The following is a 21,038-nucleotide window of genomic DNA, read 5'->3' as shown; positions in this document are numbered from 1 at the left end:
AGTCGTTGGTTGCGAAGTCGTCCCGCCCCAAGGTCGTTGAAATTATCGAAACAGCAGTTGCACTTATCGCGCAGGTTCACCGTGTGCGCGGTCGACCGCCGCCGTCACCGCGACGTCCATCGTCACGTTGCCGAGCGTGCGCATGAGGTCGGGCAGGACTTCCACGGCAACCAGGATGGCGAGTGGCTCCACCGGTATGCCCATCGCGATGGAGATGGGGCCGATCGAGGTCACGAAGCTGATTGCGCCGGGCAGGCTGACCGCGCCCAGTGTCGTCAGCGTTGCCACCACGAAGCCCGCAACCAGCATCGAAGGCGTGATCGGCATGCCGAACCAATGCGCAACGTAGATGGCGACAGCGAAGTTCATCGCTGGCCCGGTCGCGCGGAACAGCGCCACGGCAAGTGGCATCACAAGGTCTGAAGTCTGGTCCCGAACGCCCAGCTTGCGGCAAACCGTCAACATTGCGGGAAGCGTTGCGAGAGAGGACTGCGTCGAAAGTGCTAGAGCCTGCGCCGGCAGCACAGCGCGGGCGAACTCGCCCAGCCGCAGACGCGCGCCGAACACGGCAACGGCATAGGCCATAAGGAAGATCACGGTGCCGGCCGACGTCACTACCACAACGTAGTGCGCCAGCGCGCCGATGGCCGAAGTCCCGCTCTGCGCCGCAACCGAAAGGCTGAGGCAGAACACGCCGAGGGGAGCGGCCAGAAGCACCCAGCCGATCACCACCAGCATCGCATTGGCGACGGCCTCGAAGAATGTCGCGAGCGACCGCCGTTGCGTTTCGGCAAGGCGCGTGGCGGCAAGGCCGAACACGGCGGTAAACAGGATGACCGGCAGGATCTGGTCCGTGGCAGCCGATTGCAGCACGTTGGTCGGCACCAGCGATTGCAGGAAGGCGCCAAAGCCGGGCACGGTCGCCTTGTCGTGAATCTGCGCAACGCTGGCCCGCAAGGCTGCTGCGGCGGCGGTCGGCATCGGGAAAACGGAAAGGATCGCCGGGATCAGCAGTCCCGCCATTGCACTTCCGCCGGCTAAGATCGCGAAGAAGAACAGCAGTGCCCGTCTTGCCAGCGCCCCCGCACGCGCTGCGGCCACCGTCTGCGCGATGCCGGTGAACAGCAGCGAAACCACGAGCGGCACGATCGTAGCGCGCAAGGCGTTCAGCCACAGCGTACCGACAGGTTGTGCCACGACCAGCACGGGATCAAGCAGCGCCGGGTCAAGAAACGCCAGGGAAAGGCCCAACGCAAGCCCTCCGACAAGCGCGGCAAAGATCCAGCCTGCGCGGATCGTCGGGATCGGCGGTTGCGTGATGGACGAATTTTCAGAAGGCGGTAAGGTCATCTTGAGACAACTCTAGCTAGGTTGCACGGCAAGGCAACGCATGCCGCCCGGGATCGGGCGCACGAAAAAGAGGGAAACGCCGTTTCATGGCACGCAAGTTCTTCGGCACCGATGGCATCCGGGGCCGGACCAACGCCGGAGTGATGACCGCCGCGACCGCAATGAAGGTCGGGCAGGCGGCAGGCACGTACTTCCAGCGCGGCGACCACCGCCATCGCGTCGTGATCGGCAAGGACACGCGCCTGTCCGGCTACATGATGGAAAGCGCAATGGTCGCCGGGTTCACTTCGGTTGGCATGGATGTCGTCCTGCTCGGACCGATGCCGACGCCCGCAGTCGCCATGCTCACCCGCTCGATGCGGGCGGACCTTGGCGTGATGATCTCGGCCAGCCACAACCCTTTCGAGGACAACGGCATCAAGCTGTTCGGGCCGGACGGCTTCAAGCTTTCGGACGATGCTGAACTCAGCATCGAAGCCATGCTGGCCCAGGATCTTGCCCTCGCCGACGCCACGCAAGTCGGGCGCGCCCGTCGTATCGAGGATGCGCGCGGCCGCTATATCCATGCGGTCAAGGCCAGCTTGCCTGACAACGTGCGGCTCGATGGCCTGCGCATCGTGATCGATTGCGCAAACGGCGCAGCCTACCACGTCACGCCCTCGGCGCTGTGGGAACTCGGCGCGGAAGTCATCGCCATGGGCGTCGAGCCCAACGGCAAGAACATCAATGCCGGGGTCGGCTCCACCCATCTTGATGCGATCAAGGCCAAGGTTCGCGAAGTGCGGGCCGATATCGGCATTGCCCTCGACGGCGACGCCGATCGCCTGATCGTGGTCGACGAGAAAAGCCAGACGGTCGACGGCGACCAGATCATGGCACTGATCGGCACCCAGCTTGCCGCGCGTGGAGAGCTGCGCGGCGGCGGCGTGGTGGCCACTGTCATGTCCAACCTCGGCCTCGAACGCTGCCTCAATGGCAAGGGCCTGACACTCGAACGCACCGCAGTGGGGGACCGCTACGTGCTCGAACGCATGCGCGAAGGCGGGTTCAATGTCGGTGGCGAGCAGTCCGGCCACATGATCCTGACCGATCACGCCACCACTGGTGACGGCACGGTCGCGGCCCTGCAGGTGCTGGCCGCGCTGGTCGAAAGCGGCAAGCCGGCCAGCGAGCTGCTGCATCAGTTCGACCCGGTCCCGCAATTGCTGAAGAACGTGCGCTTTGCTGGCGGCAAGCCCTTGGACGACAAGACGGTGAAGCAGGCGATCGCTGATGCCGAGGCGCGCCTGATCGGCAAGGGCCGCCTCGTCATCCGTCCATCCGGCACCGAACCGGTCATTCGCGTGATGGCCGAGGGTGACGACGCCGGCGAAGTCGAGGCTGTGGTCGACCAGATCTGCGATGCCGTCAGGAAGGCTGCCTGATGCTGGAAATGCGCCCCGATTGCGAACGCTGCGGCGCGGATCTTCCGGCCGAAGCCCCCGGCGCCTTCATCTGCTCGTTCGAATGCACGTGGTGCGCCGAATGCGCCGAAGAGCTCGACGATCGCTGCCCCAACTGCGGCGGTGAACTTATGGACCGCCCGACGCGGGCGAAGGCGCTCCACGCCAAGCACCCGCCCTCGACGGAGCGCAAGTTCAAGGGATGAGGCCACCCCGCGTCCTGTCGATCGCAGGCTCGGATTCCGGCGGCGGCGCCGGCATTCAGGCCGATATCAAGACGATCACCATGCTTGGCGGCTATGCGATGACCGCGATCTGCGCCCTGACCGCGCAGGACACCACCGGCGTCCATGCCGTCCTCCCGGTCGATCCCGCCATGGTCGCCGCGCAGATCGACGCCTGCCTCAACGATCTGGGCGTAGATGCGGTGAAGATCGGCATGCTCGGCTCACCCCAGATTGCGACCGTGGTAGCAGACCGGCTCGAATGCCTGTCCGTGCCCATCGTGTTTGACCCGGTGATGATCTCCACCAGCGGTGCAGCGCTCGCTGACGCAGCTACAATTGCTGCCTTCGAACGACTGATGGCGCTCGCCACGCTGACAACGCCGAACGTACCTGAGCTCGCAGCGCTTGGTGGCGATGCCGCGATGCAGGGGCGGGGCATTGCCTATATCGCCAAGGGCGGGGACGCCGACGGTCCCGAAGTGATCGACCGCCTGGTCATTCCAGGGCAGTCCGAGCGCGTCTGGACCGCACCGCGCATCGAAACGCGCCACACCCACGGCACCGGCTGCACGATGTCGAGCGCCATCGCCACGCTGCTCGTCAGCGGCGCGTCGCTCGAAGAGGCGGTGGAAGACGCCAGAGAATTCGTCCGCGCTGCCCTGCTGGCCGCGCCCGGCTTCGGCGCTGGCCACGGCCCGCTCGGCCATCAGGCGGTGCGCTGATCCCAATCCTCGCGCGTTAGCGCGAAGTAGACGCTGTCGCACCACTCCTCGCCGACCAGCCACGTCCGCGCCGCGCGGTGTGTCTCGGCAAAACCGAGCCGTTCGAGCAGCCGGATGGAAGCCTTGTTGCGCGGATCGACGTCGGCAAGGATGCGCGGCAGGTGATGGACGGTAAAGCCGCGCGCGATCACCATGCCCACCGCCTCACGTGCGAAGCCCTGCCCCCAGACGTCCGGGTCGAACATGTAGCCGAGGTCGGGGAAGCGGTAGAATCCCGCCTTGCCGATGACGCGGCCCTGATGCTCGACGATGAAATCCTCACCCTCCAGGTCAGGGATGTCCGCCATGTTGCCAAGCCATTCCGCTGTCACGGCCTCGCTGTCGTGCGGCGGTGTGGACCAGTAGGCCATGGCACGCGGCTGCCGCATGATCGCGTGCATCGCCGCAAGGTCCTCCTGCGGGCGCACGGGTCGCAACAGCAGCCGCGCGGTCCGGATCATCGGTCAGCAGTCCAGATCGTAGAACTTGACGATGTGGTCCCAGGCTTCCTCGGCTGTCTCCACCGGAATGAACAGCTCCAGGTCCTCGAAGTTGATCACGCCTTCCTCGGCAAGCGCACGGAAGTTCACCACGCGGTTCCAGTAATCACCGCCGAACAGCAGGATCGGAATCGGCTTCATCTTGCCGGTCTGGATCAGGGTCAGCAGTTCGAAGAACTCATCGAAAGTGCCGAAGCCTCCCGGGAACACCGCCACCGCCCGCGCCCGCAGCAGGAAGTGCATCTTCCGCAGCGCGAAGTAGTGGAACTGGAACGAGAGGTGCGGCGTGACATAGCTGTTCGGTGCCTGCTCGTGCGGCAGGACGATGTTCAGCCCGATCGATTCGGCGCCAGCATCGTGCGCCCCGCGATTGGCCGCTTCCATGATCGATGGCCCGCCGCCCGAGCAGATCACGAACTGGCGCTTGCCGTCTTCCACCAGCCCGCACTTGCTGGCGGTGAAGGCCAGCTTACGCGCTTCTTCGTAGTACTTGGCCTTGGCAACAAGGCTCTCGATCACCGCCTTGCGCTCGGGCGTGGTCGCCGTCGCGAGCGCCGCTTCGACCATGTCGGGCGAAGGGATGCGCGCAGACCCATAGACAACCAGCGTCGATCCGATGTCCGCTTCGTCGAGCAGCATCTCGGTCTTGAGCAGTTCCAGCTGGAACCGCACCGGTCGCAATTCCTCGCGCAGGAGGAAGTCGGTGTCACGGAAGGCCAGCCGGTAGGCCGGGTCCTGCTGCTGGGGGGTGGTCTTGGGGTGGTTCTCGACGAAACCGGCTTCCTGCTCGGCCTTGTAGAACTTGCGCTTGGTCAGCTCGTGCTGCTTTTCTTCTTCAGTCATGCCTGCATAGGTCGGTCACCATGCCGGAAAGCGCAACCCCCGAACCGTGCAAGGAAAGATTGCCGCACACGCCAGTGCGCGCTGGTGGGCCCCGCAAGCTGTATGCGGCGGTGCTAGGCCAGTTCAGCGCGATGATGGCACCAGGCGACTGCAAGCCACAGCAAGGCAAAGAACGTCAGGACGCCCCATTCGACAGCGTGCCCCGGCATCTGGTTGAGGGCGACGACACCGGCGGCATACTGGCCTGCGGCGAGGCACAACGCTATCCAGCGCATGGCGTGGGGGCGGAACCGACAAGCCACCGCCACCGCCATCCCGACAACAACCATGAGGAAGAAGAGCGTGTTGACGGAATTGTCGTCGCCAATGATGCCAACGGCAGCGTTTGACCAGACGGTAAGGAAGGCTGCAACACCGGCGAGGATGTAACCCGCGCGCTGTGTTCCTGCCTGAGCATATCTGGCCGCAAGTTCGCATACGGCGCCGATGAAGCCTAGCAGCAGTGCGGCGAACACGAAGTCCCCGGCAGTCCAATTCACCTCCGGGGTCAGTTGCATCGCAAGGACGGGAAGGAGGAGCAGTGCCAGGAGGCTGCCCCATCCGGCAATTCGCCAGCCATTGGCAGTCTTCGAAGTATGGGCGTTGGTCATGATCGAGCCTCCTTGCGCATTTATGGCGGCGATTGATGAGGCGGCGCGGTCTGAAAGGCATGAGGAAAAGATGAGCAATTGCTGACAACACGCCAAGCGCTTGCCAATGCTCCGGTATGGCAGCAGACCCGGACGCAATGGGAAGACACGCACAGATTCTGCGCTTCGGGGACTTCGAGCTCGACTGCGAGAACCGGCAGTTGCTGCAACACGGAAAACCGGTCGAGCTCGGCAGCCGCTACTTCGATGCGCTCGCGCTGCTGGTCGCGCGGCGGGGCGAACTGGTGAGCAAGGACAGCTTCATGGACGAGGTCTGGCAGGGCATCCCGGTTACAGACGAGGCGCTGACACAATGTATCCGCACCCTGCGCCGCGCGCTGGGAGACAATGCGGCCAATCCCCGCTTCATTCAGACAGTGCCGAAACACGGCTACCGCTTCATTGCTGCGATGCCGCAGCAAGCGGATGCTGCCGAACCAATGGCGCGAGCGTCGCGTATCGCCGCGGCCTGCACTTTGTCGGGACTCGTGGCCGGAGCCGCCGCCGGGCTGTGCTATGGCATCATCGCGGGGACTGGCGGTGGCGGTCAGGTGCTTGTTCTGTCCGCGATGATCGGTGTCCTCGGTCTTCTCGCCGGTGCAGGTCTGGGCGCGGGAATGGCTGCCACCGTGGCTTGGCGCCAGAATGCCGATTGGTTGATCGTTGCCGGCGCCGCACTGGGCGGCCTCGCGACTGGCGCTCTGGGCAACCTCTTGGGCCGGGAAGGCGTGGGGTTGCTGTCCGGCGTATCGGACCTTTACGTCACCGGACCTTTTGAGGGCGCAATTCTTGGCTCTGCGGCAGGTCTGGCCTCGTGGGCCGCGTGCACCGGCCAAAGCCGACGTGTCGTGCTTGCCGCCGCACTGTGCGCGGGAGGGACGGCGGGCCTCCTGATCTACCTTTCCGGCGGAGTTCTGCTGGCAGGCTCACTCCAGGCTCTCGAGCTGGGAGTTGCGGGCATGCAGCTCGATGTCGACAGGATTGGCAACCTGCTTGGCGAACAGGGGCTTACAACGACTGCACGGGGGCTCTCCGCGGTCATCGAGGCGCAGGTTTTCGTCTTGGCGATCACCTGGGGGCTGCTCATGGCAGGTAGAAAGTCTGGAAAGCTGGATGCCCCGCGAGGATTCGAACCTCGATAGACGGAATCAGAATCCGTAGTCTTACCATTAGACGACGGGGCAGTGTGAGGCGCGCAACTAGGGGGCGAGTGCGCCCAAGTCAAGCGGTTCAATGGGCATTTTTGGTGCCGGTCTTGCGGGCGGGGCGGCACATCGCTAGCATTGGCATCAAGTACCCGGCCTGCATCAGGCGGCGCGGGAAAACATAAGCGAATACGATTCATGGCGGGTTCCATTCCGCCGGCAAATGGGCAAGGCGCGCGACCGGACGGCCAGCCGGCCAACGGCAAGACGGCAGGCGGCAAGAAGGGGCAAAGGAAAAAGCCCCGTCGGCCGCGCGGCAAGACCGGGAGCGGTGTCCCACCCAAGTCGGCCGGCAAGACCAGTCCGCCCGCAGCACGCGGTGGCGGCACGCACGAGGCTATCGCCGCGGCAACTCCGGCTGTGGTGGCGGAATCTCCCGCACCGCCCGCGTTTGAGCGTGCAAGCACTTGGCAGAAGGGTGCAAGCACCTGGCAGAAACCGCTGCCCCATCACCGCCAGGCCTATGCCGCGATCGACCTTGGCACCAATAACTGCCGCCTCCTGATCGCGAGGCCCTCGGGCGAGCATTTCGTGGTGATCGACGCCTTCAGCCGCGTGGTCCGCCTGGGCGAGGGACTGGCCCAGACCGGGCGCCTTTCCGACGAGGCCATGGACCGCGCGCTTGGCGCCCTGCACGTCTGTGCCGACAAGCTGCGCAAGCGAAACGTGCATCTTGCCCGCTCGGTCGCCACCGAAGCCTGCCGCCGTGCGAGCAACGGCCAGGCATTCATCGATCGCGTTCGCAACGAAACCGGCATCCACCTGAATATCATCACCGCGCAGGAAGAGGCACGCCTCGCCGTGCTCGGCTGCCACATTCTGCTCGAACAGGGCAACGGCCCGGCGATGATCTTCGACATCGGCGGCGGGTCGACGGAGATGGTGCTGGTGGAAACCGGCGAAACCGTGCCCCGCATCCTCGATTGGCAGTCGGTGCCATGGGGCGTCGTCTCTTTGACCGAGAGCATCGGCGCGATTGCCGACGATCCGCATGCCCGCGCGGTCGCCTATGCCGAGATGCGCCGCCGTGTGGACGAAGGTTTTTCCGATTTCACCGCCCGCGTAACGCCGATCCGGCACGCAGCGCAGGGCGAGCGCAGCATCCGCCTGCTGGGCACCAGCGGCACCGTCACCACGCTGGCATCACTCCATCTCGAACTGCCGCAGTATGATCGCCGCGCAGTCGACGGCCTGATCGTGCCGGCCGATTCCATGCGCGACATCTCGCGCCGTCTGTCAACGATGACCCCGGCGGAGCGCATTGCCGTGCCCTGCATCGGCCGCGAACGCTCGGACCTCGTCGTTGCCGGGTGCGCCATCCTCGAATCGATCCTCGACATCTGGCCGGCAGAGCGCCTTGGCATTGCCGATCGCGGCATTCGCGAAGGCATCCTGCGCAGCCTCATGGCCACCGGCGCCGATCCGCGCGGGCCCAGGAAAACGGAAGCAGCATGAGTCGTTCCGGAAAGAATCCCAATGAGCGGCTCAAGAGCGCCAAGGGCCGCTCGGCCTCATCGGTGCGCTGGCTGTCGCGCCAGCTCAACGACCCTTACGTGAAGCAGGCCAAGGCCGAAGGCTGGCGCAGCCGCGCGGCATTCAAGCTGATCGATCTCGATGAGAAGTTCGGCCTGCTCAAAGGCTCGAAGCGTGTCGTCGATCTCGGCATCGCGCCTGGCGGGTGGAGCCAGGTCGTGCGCAAGAAATCGCCGGCGGCAAAGATCGTTGGCATCGATCTCCTACCCACGGATCCGATCGAGGGCGTGACCATCTTCCAGATGGACTTCATGGCCGATGAGGCGCCGGAAGCTCTGCAAGGTGCGCTGGATGGTCCCCCAGATCTCGTGATCTCCGACATGGCCGCCAACACCGTTGGCCACAAGCAGACCGACCACCTGCGCACGATGGGCCTGGTCGAGACGGCTGTAGACTTTGCCGTCCAGACCCTGGCCCCCGGCGGGGCGTTCGTCGCCAAGGTCTTTGCCGGCGGCACCGATGGCGAACTCCTCAAGATCCTCAAGAAGAACTTCACGACTGTAAAGCACGCCAAGCCCCCCTCGAGCCGCAAGGATTCCTCGGAGTGGTACGTGATTGCCCAAGGGTTCAAGGGCCGTGCGGGCGAGCCTGCGTTAACCGACAACTAGCCTGCTGTCGCATCGCGGGACTCAGGACAAACCCCTAGCTGGGCGCGCCTGGCGGGCATGGTTATCAGCACCTTAACCGAAGCACTCCGGAGCCACCCGATGACCTCCATCCGCAGCCTGCTGCTCCCTCTCGCCTTCCTCGGCTTCTCCGGCGGGGCAATGGCAGAAGACATTGCAGCAAGAGGGTGGTCTGCCGACTGGAAGGTCATCGGCGTGGCCGAGGACCGCACCGAAGTGCTCGTGCGTCCCGAATCAGTCCGCGAACTGCCGCCCAGCGCCGCTCGCAGCTTCGCCGTCCGTCAGGTCTGGGCAGGTTTCGATTTCGCCCCCGCCGCGGGCCTGGACACCGGTCGCAAGATCATCCTGTTCCGCTATGACTGCGCCGCGAAGCGCGTGCTTATCGCCGCGGCAACGGACTACGCGACGTCCGGCGAGATCCTGTCCCGCAACGCCGTTGCAGCCGACAGTGCCGATCAGTACGCCCCGGTTGAGCCAGAGACGCTCAATGCAGCGATCATGGCCGAGGCCTGCCACCTCTGACGGTCAGCGCTTCGCGTTCCAGTTGAACAGGAAGCTGCGATGCTCCGCCCAGGTCTGGCCCTCTATGTGATCGCCCACCAGGCACGCCGCCGTGTGATAGGGCCCGGCGTCATCGGTGGTGCGAAAGCTCACGCAAGTCCGCGCGCGGTCGGTCTTCCAGCGTCCTGCCAGTATTTCGCTCTCGTAGAAGCTGCCCTTGACCGTGCCATCGGCCTGCAGCTGTAGCACCATCGGTTTTGTGTAAGGCTCGTCCGGATTGGCAGACAGATCAACGGTCCAGTTGCCCTGTACCGCGGCGGGAGGTTCCGCAGCACCAGCCGGAGTCATGACGAGCAGAAGCGGCAAGGCGGTAAACAGGCGCATGGGGTTCTCCCAAAGCGCAACTCTGCGCGGTTCATGCGCAAACGCAATAGGTACCGAAGACAGTAAAAAGGCGCCCGGATCGCTCCGGACGCCCTTCTGAATCTCGTCTGAAAGCGAAGCTTACTTCTTCGACTTCAGGTAGGCGATCACGTCCGCACGCTGCTGATCGTCAGCAATGCCGGCGAAGGTCATCTTGGTGCCGGCGGCAAAGGCCTTGGGGTTCTTCAGCCAGGCATCGAGCGTGCCATCGTCCCAGGTGCCGCCCTTGCCCTTGAGAGCATCGGAATAGGCAAATCCGGCATGACCGGCCACCGGCGCACCAACCGTGCCGAACAGGTTGGGACCAATGCCGTTGGCACCGCCCTGATCGATGGTGTGGCAAGCCTTGCACTTGGCAAAGACGGCCTCGCCCTTGGCGGCATCGCCAACCAGAGCAACGGCAGCACCTTCGGCAGGCGCAGCACCAGCAGCCGGAACGGCTTCAGGCGCAGGCAGCGGCAGGTTCGAGCCGAGCGAGTTGAGATAGAGAATCACGTTTGCGCGGTCTTCACCCTTGGCCAGACCGGCGAACGACATCTTGGTGCCGGCGGCAAAGGCCTTGGGGTTCTTCAACCAGGCATCAAGCGTGGCGAAATCCCAGTTGCCGCCCTTGGCAGCCAGATCTGCCGAGTAGGCGAATCCGGCAGCGTGCTTGCCCACAGGCTTGCCGACGATGCCATAGAGGTTCGGACCGATGCCGCTTGCGCCGCCCTGCTCGGCGGTGTGGCAGGCCTTGCACTTGGCAAAAACGGCTTCGCCCTTGGCAACGTCACCAGCAGCGAGGAGATTCGCCAGCGGCAGCTCAGCCGCCCCGCCACCCTCGGCACCTTCTTCGACGACGCCCTCGATCGCGTAGCCCATCTTTTCCGGACGGTGCTCCTTGTCGGCCAGGAAGTAGTGCGCCGACAGGCTGGAGAGCCCCAGAGCCACGATGCCCCCGAACAAGGTCCATCCGGCGATGGTATTGAAACGATCGTCCATTTACGAGCCCCATAGGCGCAACGTCAGCACCTTGCCGACACCCGCGCGAGTTCGGGGTCCCTCTAGTCAGGGCCATGCGGCAGCGCAAGATGGTTTGCGCCGCAAATTCGATCTCCCTTGCCCGAAAGAACAGAGCGGCTTAACGCGCGAGCCATCATGCAGAGCTATCCCGCCCCCGCGCTTGCCCTTGTCGAGAACATGGCTGCCGCTGCAGCCGCCGATCCTGCGCGCGCCGTTTCGTTCCAGGGGGCGCCGGGCGCCAACTCCCACCGCGCCGCGCTCGAGGCCTTGCCCGATTGCCTGCCGCTGCCATGCTTCTCGTTCGAAGACGCGCTCGACGCGGTCAAGGAAGGCCGCGCGGCCCACGCGATCATTCCGATCGAGAATTCGCAGCACGGGCGCGTAGCCGACATCCACTTCCTGCTGCCCGAGAGCGGTCTTTCGATTGTCGGCGAACACTTCCTCGAGATCCATGCGAGCCTGATGGCGCTTGGCGATGGTCCGTTCACCGCCGCATACAGTCACCCGCAGGCGCTCGGCCAGTCGCGATTCTATCTGCGTGACCGCGGCATCGTGCCGATGAGCTATGCCGATACCGCCGGGGCCGCTGCCTATATCGCCGAACTGGGCGATCCGACCGTGGCCGCACTTGCACCGCGCATCGCCGCCGAACTCTATGGCCTGAAGGTGATCGAGGACAACGTCGAGGACGCGCACGACAACACCACCCGCTTCGTGATCCTGTCCAGGACCCCGCGCGATCCGACCACCATCTCCGGCCCGGCGATGACCACGTTCGTGTTCGAAGTGCGCAACATCCCGGCTGCGCTTTACAAGGCGCTGGGCGGCTTTGCGACAAACGGTGTCAACATGACCAAGCTGGAAAGCTACCAGCGCGGCGCGAGCTTTGCCGCCACCGAATTCTATGCCGATATCGTCGGTGCGCCGGGTGAACGCCCCGTCGATCTCGCGCTCGAAGAGCTCGATTTCTTTGCCAAGAACCTGCGAATACTTGGGACTTATCCGATGGAACGCATTCGCGGGCAGTAATCAGGTCCGCTTCGTTCAAGACTTGCCCTTGCCCCGCCGCCTGCCCCGTGCAAGGTTGCGCGGGTGACGGCACCGGCTTCGGCAAAAGTACCAGCAAATGATGCGGCCGCAGCCGAGGCTGCATGGCGCTCGATCCGCGAATCGGGCGATATCCAGTTCGCACCTGTCCCGCCCGATCCCGTTCCCGTAACGCCGGACTGGCTCAAGGCGCTTGGCCGCTTCCTCGAATGGCTTCTCTCACCGCTCGGACGCCTGCTCGGCGGCAGCTGGAGCGTGATCGAGATGCTGATGCTGGTCGGCGCAGGGCTCGGCGTGCTGTGGATCGCATGGAGCCTGCTCTGGCCGCTGTGGCGCGAACGTGGCACCCACCGGAGAGTGGCAGAGCCTGAATGGGCGCCGCTGCGCGAAGAAGCGCTCGCCCTGCTCGAAGACGCTGACCGCCTTGCCGCGCAAGGCCTCTATGGCGAGGCCGCGCATCTCCTGCTCAAGCGCAGCGTTGGCCAGATCGCCCGAGCCCGGCCCGATTGGCTGGCCCCCTCCAGCACCGCGCGCGAAATCGGCACGATCACCGGGCTACCCGGAGAAGCGCGCGCCGCCTTCGGCACCATCGCCAGCCTGGTCGAGCGCGCGCGCTATGCCCTGCGGCCCCTTGGGGCAGACGAATGGAGCACGGCGCGCGAAGCCTATTCGCGCTTTGCCATCGCGCCGCTGACGGTCGCTGCGCAATGAGCAATGCCGCACCAACCCCGTTCTCGCGCGGCACGCTGATCGGGATGCTGCTGGTCGGCGCGCTCGCCTTCGTCGCGCTGCTCTGGTTCCTTGGCAACGGCACCGGCGGCAACGGCAACAACGGCGGCGCACATGTCGGCGGGCAAGGCCTCAATGGCTATGCCGGCCTTGCGCGGATGCTCGAAGCCGAAGGCCTTGACGTCCAGCGCCAGCGCAACCGCCGCGCGCTGGAAAACGCACCGGGCCTGCTCATCCTCACCCCGCCAGTCGATGCCGATGGCAAGGAGATCGCCAGGATCGTCGATGCCCACCGCTACTGGGGCCCGACGATCGTCGTCACCCCCAAGTGGCTGGCAATGGGCGTCAACGCCAAGGCCGCCAAGCGCGGCTGGGTGCAGATGGTCGGCACGCAGGCGCCCGAATGGAAGGGCTTTGCCGACAACGTCACGGTCGAGATCGGCGATGAAGATTCGCCACCCGCGGGCGGCTGGAAGCTTGGTGACCGCCGCGGCAAGTTCCCTGACGATCGCCAGATCGAAACCGGTTCCGGCAAGGGCCTCGTCCCCCTTCTCACCACCGGCAGAGGCAAGACGCTCGCGGCGTTTCTGGATGACGATGGCTACTATCCCGCGCTCAACAATTTCGCCGGGATCGACCCTGGTTACGGCGGCGAGGATGAGGACCTGTACCCTGTCGTCCTCGTGTTCGAGCCCGATCTGCTCGACAACTGGGGCTTGGCCGACCGCAACACCGCCATGCTTGCCCGCGATCTCGTGCTCGCCACGGCGGATGATCGCAGCCAGCCGATCGTCTTCGACATGACCTTCAACGGCTTCGGCGCCAGCCGCAATCTGCTGACCCTCGCGTTCGAGCCACCTTTCCTTGCCGCCACGATCTGCCTTTTCCTCGCCGCGCTGGCGATTGCCTGGCGCGCGCTCAACCGCTTCGGACCGGCGCTGGTGCAGGGGCAGGAAATCGCCTTTGGCAAGGCCGCTCTGGTCGCCAACGCTGCGGGGCTCATCCGCCGCGCCGGCCGCGTCCACCTCGCCGCCGCGCCCTATGCCGATGCCACGCGCGAACGCATTGCGCTGGCGCTGGGCCTGCCCAAGGGCCTCGACCCGCAGGAGACCGAGCGCCTGATCGACGCTGCGCAACTCCGCCGGGCCATCGCCGGCCCACCGTTTTCCCAGGCCGCGCGCCACTTGCGCGATGCCCGCAAGCCCCATGAACTGACGAAGCGCGCCCAAGTGCTGCAGCAGATAGAAAGGCACCTCAAGTGACCGAGACGACCTCCGAAATGTCCCTGACCGAGCTCGGCGCGCTATCCGGCCGGATCCGCGCCGAAGTCGGCAAGGCGATCGTGGGGCAGGAAGAGGTGCTCGATCACCTGCTCGTCGCGCTGTTCGCAGGCGGCCATGTCCTGCTCGAAGGCCCTCCCGGCACAGCCAAGACCTTCCTCGCACAGACCTTTGCCGCCGCTCTCGGCCTTGATTTCGGGCGCATCCAGTTCACCCCCGATCTGATGCCTGGCGACATCCTCGGCTCCAACCTGTTCAATTTCCAGACCAGCCAGTTCACGCTCACGCGCGGCCCCATCTTCCACGAACTGCTGCTGGCCGACGAAATCAACCGCACCCCGCCCAAGACGCAGGCCGCCCTGCTCGAAGCCATGCAGGAGCGCCGCGTCACCCTCGACGGCGAGGTCCACGCCCTGTCCGAACGCTTTACCGTGGTCGCCACGCAGAACCCGATCGAAAGCCAAGGCGTCTACCCGCTGCCCGAAGCCCAGTTGGACCGCTTCCTGTTCAAGCTCCTCGTCGGTTATCCTTCGATCGAAGATGAAGCCCGCATCGTTGCCCGCTACGGCGAAGGCAAGGGCGCACCCAAGCCTGCCGATCTCGGCGTCGTTTCCGTGACCACTGCGGCAGAGCTTGGCCGCGCACAGTCCGCCATCGCCTCGATCACGCTCGCTGAATCGATTGTCGACTACATCGTGCGCCTGGTTCGCGCCACGCGCGAAAGCGGCGATCTGGTCGTCGGAGCCAGCCCCCGCGCCGCCGTGCTGCTGGCCGGGGCCGCCCGCGCACGCGCCGCGCTCGATGGTCGTGATTACGTCATCCCCGACGACGTCAAGGCGCTCGCCACTGCCGTCCTGCGCCACCGCCTGATGCTCAGCCCCGCTGCCGAGATCGAAGGCAAGCAGGTCGAGACCATCGTTGCTGCGCTGGTAGAAGGCACGGAAGCCCCCCGTTGATCAAGCCTGCCGCCATCCTGCCCTCGGGCCGTGCAGTCCTGCTCTTTGCAGGCCTCGCCCCGCTGGCCCTGGTCCTGGCCGCGGCCGCTCCTGCGGCCTGGATCGCCGCACCTGCGCTGGGCGGCGCACTGCTCGTGCTGATCCTGCTCGACGGCCTCTTCGCCGGCTCTCTCGAGGACGTACAGATCCACGCGCCGTCCGATAGCGAGGTCGGCGAACCTGCCACCCTGACGGTGGTCGCCGCACTCGCCCGTGTCCGCAACGGCATCCGCCCCGACGTGGCAATTGCCTGCGACCCTCGCCTTGCCGAGGGGGGCCGTATTGCCCTGCCGCTCACCTTCGCGGACGGCGCATGGAGCGGCAGCACCACGATCGCCCCCACCCGGCGCGGCACCGGCCAGCTCACCCGCCTGTGGCTACGCTGGAGCGGCCCGCTCGGCCTCGCCCACCGCCAGGCCACCCGCGATCTTGAGGCCGAAGTGCGGGTCTGGCCGAACATCGCCCCGGTACGCAGCCCGGCACTGCAGATATTCCTGCGCGATGCCCAGTTCGGCCTGATCGCGCGGCGTATCCGTGGCGAGGGCACTGAATTCGAAGCACTTGCCGAGTACGAACCGGGCATGGACCGCCGCCGGATCGACTGGAAAAGCTCGGCCCGCCACGCCCGCCTTTTCGCCAAGGAATACGAGGTCGAGCGCAACAACCAGATCGTCTTCGCGTTCGATTGCGGACAGGCGATGTGCGAACCGATCGACGGCCTGCCCCGGATCGACCGCGCCGTCACCGCCGCACTCACCACCGCCTATGTCGCACTCAAGGCGCAAGATCGCGTCGCGCTGTTCGGCTTCGCTGCGCGCCCGGAAGTTGCCACCCCGTTCGTCACCGACAGCCGCGATTTCGCTCGCCTGCAGCGCGCCGCCGCCCAGCTTGATTACCATCCCGGCGAGCCCAACTTCACGCTCGCCCTGTCCACGCTCGCCGCACGGCTGCAGCGCCGTTCGCTGATCGTGCTCTTCTCTGATTTCTCCGACCCCACCAGCGCCGAGCTGATGGTCGAGAACGTGGGCCGATTGGTAGAGCGCCACCTCGTGCTGTTCGTGGTCATGGCCGATGCCGAACTCGCCGGCCTTGCAACCGCCACCGTCACCGACATGCAATCTGTCGCCGAAGCGGTCACCGCCACTACGCTTTCCAGGCAGCGCGCAATCGTGCTCCAGCGCCTGCGCCACCTCGGTGTGCGCGTGCTCGAAGCGCCGCATGATCAGATCGGCACGCGGCTGCTCGATTCCTATCTCGCGATCAAGCGCGAGGGACGCATCGGATGAACGCTGTCACCACAGGAATTGCCCAGAAGATCGGCAACTGGTTCGCCCGGCCGACAGAGGCCGCTGTTGCGGCAGAACACGCCGCCCTGCGTTCCGATCGCTTCCGGCTTGAACGCGAAGCCGATTGGAAGCGCCTCGAAGCAGTACTCAAGCGCATGGAGGCCGGGCGCACGCGCGGCGTTTCGGATGAGGACTTGCTCGCCCTTCCGGCTCTTTATCGCACTGCCGCGTCCAGCCTTTCGATCGCCCGCGAAACCTCGTTGGACGCGGCGCTCGTCGCCTATCTCGAAGCGCTGACCCAGCGCGCCTGGTTCCTCGTCTATGGCCCGCGCGCCTCGTTGTGGTCATGGTTTCGCGGCTTCATCGGCGGCGGATGGAGCGCCAGCGTGCGCGGGCTCGGCATCGATCTGCTGATCGCGCTCGCATTGATGGTTGCGGGCACTGCGGTCGGCTGGCTGCTCGTGGCGTCGAACCCCGAATGGTACTATTCGCTGGTCCCTGGCGGCATGGCCGATGTCCGCGTGCCGGGGGCGAGCCGCGAAGTCTTGCACGGCACGCTGTTCGGCAACCAGGACCAGAGCGGGATGGGCGTGTTTGCCGCCGGCCTGTTCAGCAACAACGCGCAAGTCTCGATCATGTGCTTTGCGCTGGGCTTCGCCTTCGGGCTGCCGACCATGCTGTTGCTGGTTCACAACACGGCACTGCTTGGCGCGATGCTGTGGCTATATCATGGACAGCGCCTGCTGCTCGATTTTGTCGGGTGGCTCGCGATTCACGGCACGACAGAGCTGTTCGCGATCCTGCTGGCGGGCGCAGCCGGCATTCATATCGGACGCGCCATGGCCTTCCCCGGCAACATGTCGGTCATGGATGCCGCCGCTGCGGCCGGCCGCCGCGCCGCGCAGGTCATGACCGGCGTGGTCCTCATGCTGATCCTTGCCGCCCTGCTCGAAGGCTTCGGGCGTCAGCTCATAGACTCCACCCCATCGCGCCTCACCGTGGGAGGCTTCATGCTGGTGCTGTGGAGCGGCTATTTCTTCGCCTTCCGGCGTGAGGCCCGCTGATGGCGATACGCCTGCCCTTCCGCCGTGACGCCAAGTCCGCGCCCCGTACTCCGCAGGAGCTTCATGACCGCCGCCGCCGTATGGTCGTCACCCCTGAAGGCGTGGCGCTGCCATTCGTCCTGGCCTCGCGCGGAGCACGCGCCGCTGCACTCTTCCTCGATCTGGCCATGATCGTCGGCGCGATCATCGGTGCCACGCTGCTCATTGCCTATGTCGCCAATGCAGTGGGCATAAACTTCAATGATGATGACAGCCCCGCCGGGCGCGCGGTGCAGGCGCTGGTAGTAGTCTGGATCATCGCGCTGTTCCTGTTTCGCAACGCCTGGTTCCTGTTCTTCGAACTCGGCCCGCGCGGCGCCACGCCGGGCAAGCGTATCACCGGCATCCGCGTCGCCGCCCGCGCGCGTGGCAAGGATGGCGCGCGGTTGACCACCGAAGCGGTTATCGCCCGCAACCTCGTGCGCGATATCGAACTGTTCATGCCTGCGATCTTCATCGTCGTCGCCTCGGTCGAAGGCGGCGATACCGAGATGGCGGCCTGGGCGGGCCTGGTCTGGTTCCTGCTCTTTGCGCTGTTTCCGTTCTTCAATCGCGACAGGCTCCGGTGCGGAGACCTGATCGCGGGAACCTGGGTGGTCGAAGCGCCCAGGCGCAAGCTGGAACAGGCGCTATCGGTTGGCGAAGGTGCGCGCGGCCTGTCGCAGGCCACTGGCGTGCAGTACCGCTTCAGCGACGCCGACCTTGCCGTTTATGGAGAATACGAACTGCAGGTACTCGAGCGCGTGCTGCGAGAGAACCGCGAGGAAGCCCTGCGTGATGTGGCCCGCACGATCTGCGGCAAGATCGGCTGGAACGCAGGCGCGGGCGACGAACGTGCTTTCCTCGAAGCCTATTACGCCCAGCTGCGCGCACGCCTTGAAACCGGCATGCGCTTCGGGCGTCGCAAGGCCGACAAGCACACCTGAGCGCAAGCCCCCGGCCTCCCGTCGCTGATCGGTGGTGCGGATGTGCTTGGGTGGGGCGACCCATTCACGGCTCATCTCAAGCATTGCGAGACTGCGCCCATTCGTGCTCAGAAGTCAATGTTACTGGAAGGGAGGGGCCCAATGGAGCGCGTCAGGATCCTCGAAGACGATCTTTCCGGAGAGGCAATCCGCGAACTTGTCGCCTTCCACCTCTCGGGCATGCATGCCAACTCACCTGCCTGCAAGGTCCACGCACTTCCGGTTGAAAAACTGCGCCAACCCGGCGTCACCTTCTATTCGGCGTGGGTCGGAGATGCGCTTGCCGGGATGGGCGCGATCCGCGAACTTGATTCCACGCATGGCGAACTGAAGTCCATGCGCGTCGCAAGTGATTGGTTGGGAAAGAAAATCGGCGAAGCCATGCTGCTTCACCTGCTTTCGGTTGCACGGCAGCGCGGCTATGCCCGCGTCAGCCTCGAAACCGGCCAAGGCCCCGCCTTCGAACCGGCACTCGGGCTCTATCGCAAGCACGGCTTCGTCAATTGCGAGGCCTTTGCGGAATACGTGCTGGACGATTTCAGCCAGTGCCTGACGCTGCGTCTTTAACCCATTTGGAGTGTTTCCCCGGGGAAACACTCCAGCGTGGCGTTGTGGTCGAGTGGGGTTCAGAGCTTGCCGGTCAGTTCCGGGACGAGCGTGAAGAGGTCGCCGACGAGGCCGATGTCGGCGACCTGGAAGATGGGCGCGTCTTCGTCCTTGTTGATGGCGATGATGGTCTTGCTGTCCTTCATGCCGGCAAGGTGCTGGATCGCGCCCGAGATGCCGACGGCGATGTAGACTTCGGGAGCCACGATCTTGCCGGTCTGGCCGACCTGGTAGTCGTTGGGCACGTAGCCTGCGTCGACCGCGGCGCGCGATGCGCCGATGCCGGCGTTCAGCTTGTCGGCGAGCGGGGTGATGATCTGCTCGAACGTGGCAGCGTCCTTCAGCGCGCGGCCGCCCGAGACGATGATCTTGGCGCTGGTCAGTTCCGGCCGCTCCGACTTGGCGATCTCGGCGCTGACGAAGGTCGACAGGCCACTGTCGCCGGTGGCGCTGACGGCTTCGACTGCTGCACTGCCGCCAGTGGCGGCAGCCTTGGCAAAGGCGGTGCCGCGCACGGTGATGACCAGCTTGGCGTCGGAGCTTTCTACCGTGGCGATGGCGTTGCCGGCGTAGATCGGGCGGGTGAAGGTCTTGGGCCCCTCGACCGAGAGGATGTCCGAGACCTGCATCACGTCGAGCAGCGCGGCAATGCGCGGGGCGACGTTCTTGCCGGTGGTCGTGGCAGGGGCGACGAAGGCGTCGTAATCGGCCATCAGCCCGGCGACGAGCGGGGCGACGTTTTCAGCGAGCGCGTTGCCCAGCGATGCGTCGTCGGCCTTGAGCACACGGGCGACGCCGGCGATCTGCGCAGCAGCCTGTGCAGCAGCGTCGCAGTTCGATCCGGCAACCAGCGCAGTCACTTCGCCCAGTTGAGATGCGGCAGTGACGGCGGCGAGCGTGGCGTCCTTTACGGAAGCGTTGTCGTGTTCGACGAGAACGAGAACCTTGGACATCAGGCTACTCCCATTTCCTTGAGCTTGGCGACCAGCGTGTCGACATCGGGCACCTTGATGCCGGCTGAGCGCACCGGCGGTTCGCTGACCTTGAGCGTCTTGAGGCGCGGCGCGATGTCGACGCCGTAGTCGGCGGGCGACTTGGTGGCGAGCGGCTTGGACTTGGCCTTCATGATGTTGGGCAAGCTTGCGTAGCGCGGCTCATTGAGGCGCAGGTCGGTGGTGACCACCGCGGGCAGCGCCAGCTTCACCGTCTGCAGGCCGCCGTCGATCTCGCGCTTGACGACAACCGCATCGCCTTCGACCGAAACTTCGTTGGCAAAGGTCCCTTGGGGCCGTCCCAGCAGCGCGGCGACCATCTGGCCGACCTGGTTGCTGTCATCGTCGATCGCCTGCTTGCCGGTGATGATCAGAGCAGGCTGCTCCTCATCGGCAATGCCCTTGATGATCTTGGCCACGGCCAGCGGCTCGACCTCGGTGCCGTCCTCGACCTGCACCAGCACCGCCCGGTCCGCACCCATCGCCAGCGCCGTGCGCAGCGTTTCCTGGCTCTTGGCAACGCCCACCGACACCGCCACGATCTCGCTCACCACGCCCTTTTCCTTCAGGCGAATGGCTTCCTCGACCGCGATCTCGTCAAACGGGTTCATGCTCATCTTCACGTTCGCAAGATCAACACCACTCCCATCCGCCTTCACACGTGGCTTCACGTTGTAGTCAATCACCCGCTTCACGCAGACCAGGGCTTTCATCGCCAGGCGTCCTTTCCTTGATTCCGTAGGCCCCGGCATAATTCGCGCTTACGTAAACGTCAACTGCACATCTGGCCATGCGTTGGTCAGCAGCGTTGGAGTGCTGGGCGGCGCAAAAAGTTCGCCGCCGAGAAGCCCTCGTCAGCGTGGCGTGATCGAAAGGACGTGAACGGCCGGCAAATGAAAAGGGGCGCCGGTTGCCCGACGCCCCCTGATCAAA

The 21,038-nt window shown here is 65.3% G+C and carries 23 protein-coding genes and 1 tRNA gene; 15 read left to right on the top strand and 9 right to left on the bottom strand.

The window, feature by feature from the left end; translation table 11 throughout:
- Nucleotides 1-63: 63 nt before the first annotated feature.
- Complete coding sequence (locus tag IM701_RS00995; protein ID WP_193827512.1) at nucleotides 64-1,350, bottom strand: dicarboxylate/amino acid:cation symporter; 1,287 nt, start codon at nucleotides 1,348-1,350, stop codon at nucleotides 64-66.
- An 86-nt stretch (nucleotides 1,351-1,436) separates the two neighbouring features.
- On the opposite strand from IM701_RS00995, the gene glmM reads away from it, so the two are divergent.
- Genes glmM through thiD form a run of 3 tightly spaced genes read left to right on the top strand, consistent with a single transcriptional unit; the run spans nucleotide 1,437 to nucleotide 3,741 of the window.
- A complete protein-coding gene (glmM, locus tag IM701_RS00990) occupies nucleotides 1,437-2,774 on the top strand; it encodes a phosphoglucosamine mutase (RefSeq protein WP_039337058.1) in 1,338 nt (445 codons plus the stop codon).
- A complete protein-coding gene (locus IM701_RS00985; RefSeq protein ID WP_039337056.1) occupies nucleotides 2,774-2,998 on the top strand; it encodes a DUF1272 domain-containing protein in 225 nt (74 codons plus the stop codon). The genes glmM and IM701_RS00985 overlap by 1 nt, the downstream gene beginning before the upstream one ends.
- Nucleotides 2,995-3,741, top strand: a complete 747-nt coding sequence (gene thiD, locus IM701_RS00980; protein WP_193827511.1) for a bifunctional hydroxymethylpyrimidine kinase/phosphomethylpyrimidine kinase — start codon at nucleotides 2,995-2,997, stop codon at nucleotides 3,739-3,741. Before IM701_RS00985 ends, thiD begins: the two co-directional genes overlap by 4 nt.
- Here the strand turns inward: thiD and IM701_RS00975 are convergent.
- The 3 genes from IM701_RS00975 to IM701_RS00965 all read right to left on the bottom strand — a co-directional run bounded on the left by IM701_RS00975 (nucleotide 3,726) and on the right by IM701_RS00965 (nucleotide 5,773).
- Nucleotides 3,726-4,241 (bottom strand): GNAT family N-acetyltransferase, encoded by a 516-nt coding sequence (locus IM701_RS00975; RefSeq protein WP_193827510.1) that lies wholly within the window; start codon nucleotides 4,239-4,241, stop codon nucleotides 3,726-3,728. The two genes, thiD and IM701_RS00975, sit on opposite strands and share 16 nt — an antisense overlap.
- Nucleotides 4,242-4,244: 3 nt before the next feature.
- Entirely contained in the window at nucleotides 4,245-5,123 is an 879-nt protein-coding gene (locus IM701_RS00970; RefSeq protein ID WP_039337048.1) for an LOG family protein, read from the bottom strand.
- 113 nt (nucleotides 5,124-5,236) lie between these two features.
- Nucleotides 5,237-5,773 carry a hypothetical protein gene (locus IM701_RS00965; RefSeq protein WP_193827509.1) on the bottom strand — a complete coding sequence of 179 codons (537 nt, stop codon included), beginning with the start codon at nucleotides 5,771-5,773 and terminating at the stop codon, nucleotides 5,237-5,239.
- Nucleotides 5,774-5,910: 137 nt separating this feature from the next.
- Here IM701_RS00965 and IM701_RS00960 point away from each other — a divergent pair, with 137 nt between their 5' ends.
- On the top strand, nucleotides 5,911-6,954 hold the full coding sequence (locus tag IM701_RS00960; protein WP_193827508.1) for a transcriptional regulator: 1,044 nt from the start codon (nucleotides 5,911-5,913) through the stop codon (nucleotides 6,952-6,954).
- Here the strand turns inward: IM701_RS00960 and IM701_RS00955 are convergent.
- Nucleotides 6,923-6,996, bottom strand: a tRNA-Gln gene (locus tag IM701_RS00955). The genes IM701_RS00960 and IM701_RS00955 overlap by 32 nt on opposite strands.
- Before the next feature lie 159 nt (nucleotides 6,997-7,155).
- On the opposite strand from IM701_RS00955, the gene IM701_RS00950 reads away from it, so the two are divergent.
- The 3 genes from IM701_RS00950 to IM701_RS00940 all read left to right on the top strand — a co-directional run bounded on the left by IM701_RS00950 (nucleotide 7,156) and on the right by IM701_RS00940 (nucleotide 9,698).
- A complete protein-coding gene (locus IM701_RS00950; protein WP_039337042.1) occupies nucleotides 7,156-8,472 on the top strand; it encodes a Ppx/GppA phosphatase family protein in 1,317 nt (438 codons plus the stop codon).
- On the top strand, nucleotides 8,469-9,158 hold the full coding sequence (locus IM701_RS00945; RefSeq protein WP_062344314.1) for an RlmE family RNA methyltransferase: 690 nt from the start codon (nucleotides 8,469-8,471) through the stop codon (nucleotides 9,156-9,158). Before IM701_RS00950 ends, IM701_RS00945 begins: the two co-directional genes overlap by 4 nt.
- Before the next feature lie 99 nt (nucleotides 9,159-9,257).
- Nucleotides 9,258-9,698, top strand: coding sequence for a surface-adhesin E family protein (locus IM701_RS00940; protein ID WP_193827507.1), 441 nt, complete (start codon nucleotides 9,258-9,260; stop codon nucleotides 9,696-9,698).
- Nucleotides 9,699-9,701: 3 nt separating this feature from the next.
- Here the strand turns inward: IM701_RS00940 and IM701_RS00935 are convergent, their stop codons facing one another.
- Entirely contained in the window at nucleotides 9,702-10,061 is a 360-nt protein-coding gene (locus tag IM701_RS00935) for a hypothetical protein (protein WP_230487748.1), read from the bottom strand.
- Between the two features lie 120 nt (nucleotides 10,062-10,181).
- Nucleotides 10,182-11,081 carry a cytochrome c family protein gene (locus IM701_RS22205; protein WP_193827506.1) on the bottom strand — a complete coding sequence of 300 codons (900 nt, stop codon included), beginning with the start codon at nucleotides 11,079-11,081 and terminating at the stop codon, nucleotides 10,182-10,184.
- 156 nt (nucleotides 11,082-11,237) lie between these two features.
- Here IM701_RS22205 and IM701_RS00925 point away from each other — a divergent pair, with 156 nt between their 5' ends.
- The 8 genes from IM701_RS00925 (at nucleotide 11,238) to IM701_RS00890 (ending at nucleotide 19,074) form a co-directional block, all read left to right on the top strand.
- On the top strand, nucleotides 11,238-12,131 hold the full coding sequence (locus tag IM701_RS00925) for a prephenate dehydratase (RefSeq protein ID WP_193827505.1): 894 nt from the start codon (nucleotides 11,238-11,240) through the stop codon (nucleotides 12,129-12,131).
- 63 nt (nucleotides 12,132-12,194) lie between these two features.
- A complete protein-coding gene (locus IM701_RS00920; RefSeq protein ID WP_193827504.1) occupies nucleotides 12,195-12,860 on the top strand; it encodes a DUF4129 domain-containing protein in 666 nt (221 codons plus the stop codon).
- The gene (locus IM701_RS00915) at nucleotides 12,857-14,140 is read left to right on the top strand and encodes a DUF4350 domain-containing protein (RefSeq protein WP_193827503.1); all 1,284 of its coding nucleotides are present in this window, start codon (nucleotides 12,857-12,859) and stop codon (nucleotides 14,138-14,140) included. The genes IM701_RS00920 and IM701_RS00915 overlap by 4 nt, the downstream gene beginning before the upstream one ends.
- Before the next feature lie 17 nt (nucleotides 14,141-14,157).
- Nucleotides 14,158-15,114, top strand: coding sequence for a MoxR family ATPase (locus IM701_RS00910; RefSeq protein WP_193828298.1), 957 nt, complete (start codon nucleotides 14,158-14,160; stop codon nucleotides 15,112-15,114).
- Nucleotides 15,111-16,439, top strand: coding sequence for a DUF58 domain-containing protein (locus IM701_RS00905; protein WP_230487747.1), 1,329 nt, complete (start codon nucleotides 15,111-15,113; stop codon nucleotides 16,437-16,439). The genes IM701_RS00910 and IM701_RS00905 overlap by 4 nt, the downstream gene beginning before the upstream one ends.
- Complete coding sequence (locus IM701_RS00900; protein WP_193827502.1) at nucleotides 16,436-17,503, top strand: stage II sporulation protein M; 1,068 nt, start codon at nucleotides 16,436-16,438, stop codon at nucleotides 17,501-17,503. The genes IM701_RS00905 and IM701_RS00900 overlap by 4 nt, the downstream gene beginning before the upstream one ends.
- A complete protein-coding gene (locus IM701_RS00895; RefSeq protein WP_193827501.1) occupies nucleotides 17,503-18,468 on the top strand; it encodes an RDD family protein in 966 nt (321 codons plus the stop codon). Before IM701_RS00900 ends, IM701_RS00895 begins: the two co-directional genes overlap by 1 nt.
- Before the next feature lie 141 nt (nucleotides 18,469-18,609).
- Nucleotides 18,610-19,074, top strand: coding sequence for a GNAT family N-acetyltransferase (locus IM701_RS00890; protein ID WP_193827500.1), 465 nt, complete (start codon nucleotides 18,610-18,612; stop codon nucleotides 19,072-19,074).
- Between the two features lie 59 nt (nucleotides 19,075-19,133).
- On the opposite strand, the gene IM701_RS00885 is transcribed toward IM701_RS00890, so the two are convergent.
- Together IM701_RS00885 and IM701_RS00880 are read right to left on the bottom strand one after the other, a co-directional pair.
- Nucleotides 19,134-20,066 carry an electron transfer flavoprotein subunit alpha/FixB family protein gene (locus tag IM701_RS00885; protein ID WP_193827499.1) on the bottom strand — a complete coding sequence of 311 codons (933 nt, stop codon included), beginning with the start codon at nucleotides 20,064-20,066 and terminating at the stop codon, nucleotides 19,134-19,136.
- Nucleotides 20,066-20,818, bottom strand: coding sequence for an electron transfer flavoprotein subunit beta/FixA family protein (locus tag IM701_RS00880; protein WP_039337173.1), 753 nt, complete (start codon nucleotides 20,816-20,818; stop codon nucleotides 20,066-20,068). The genes IM701_RS00885 and IM701_RS00880 overlap by 1 nt, the downstream gene beginning before the upstream one ends.
- Between the last annotated feature and the right edge of the window lie 220 nt (nucleotides 20,819-21,038).

Source organism: Novosphingobium sp. ES2-1 (assembly GCF_015169775.1).
GTDB lineage: Bacteria > Pseudomonadota > Alphaproteobacteria > Sphingomonadales > Sphingomonadaceae > Novosphingobium > Novosphingobium subterraneum.
The sequence above is the reverse complement of the archived record's forward strand: the minus strand, read 5'-3'. Positions and strand labels throughout refer to the sequence as shown.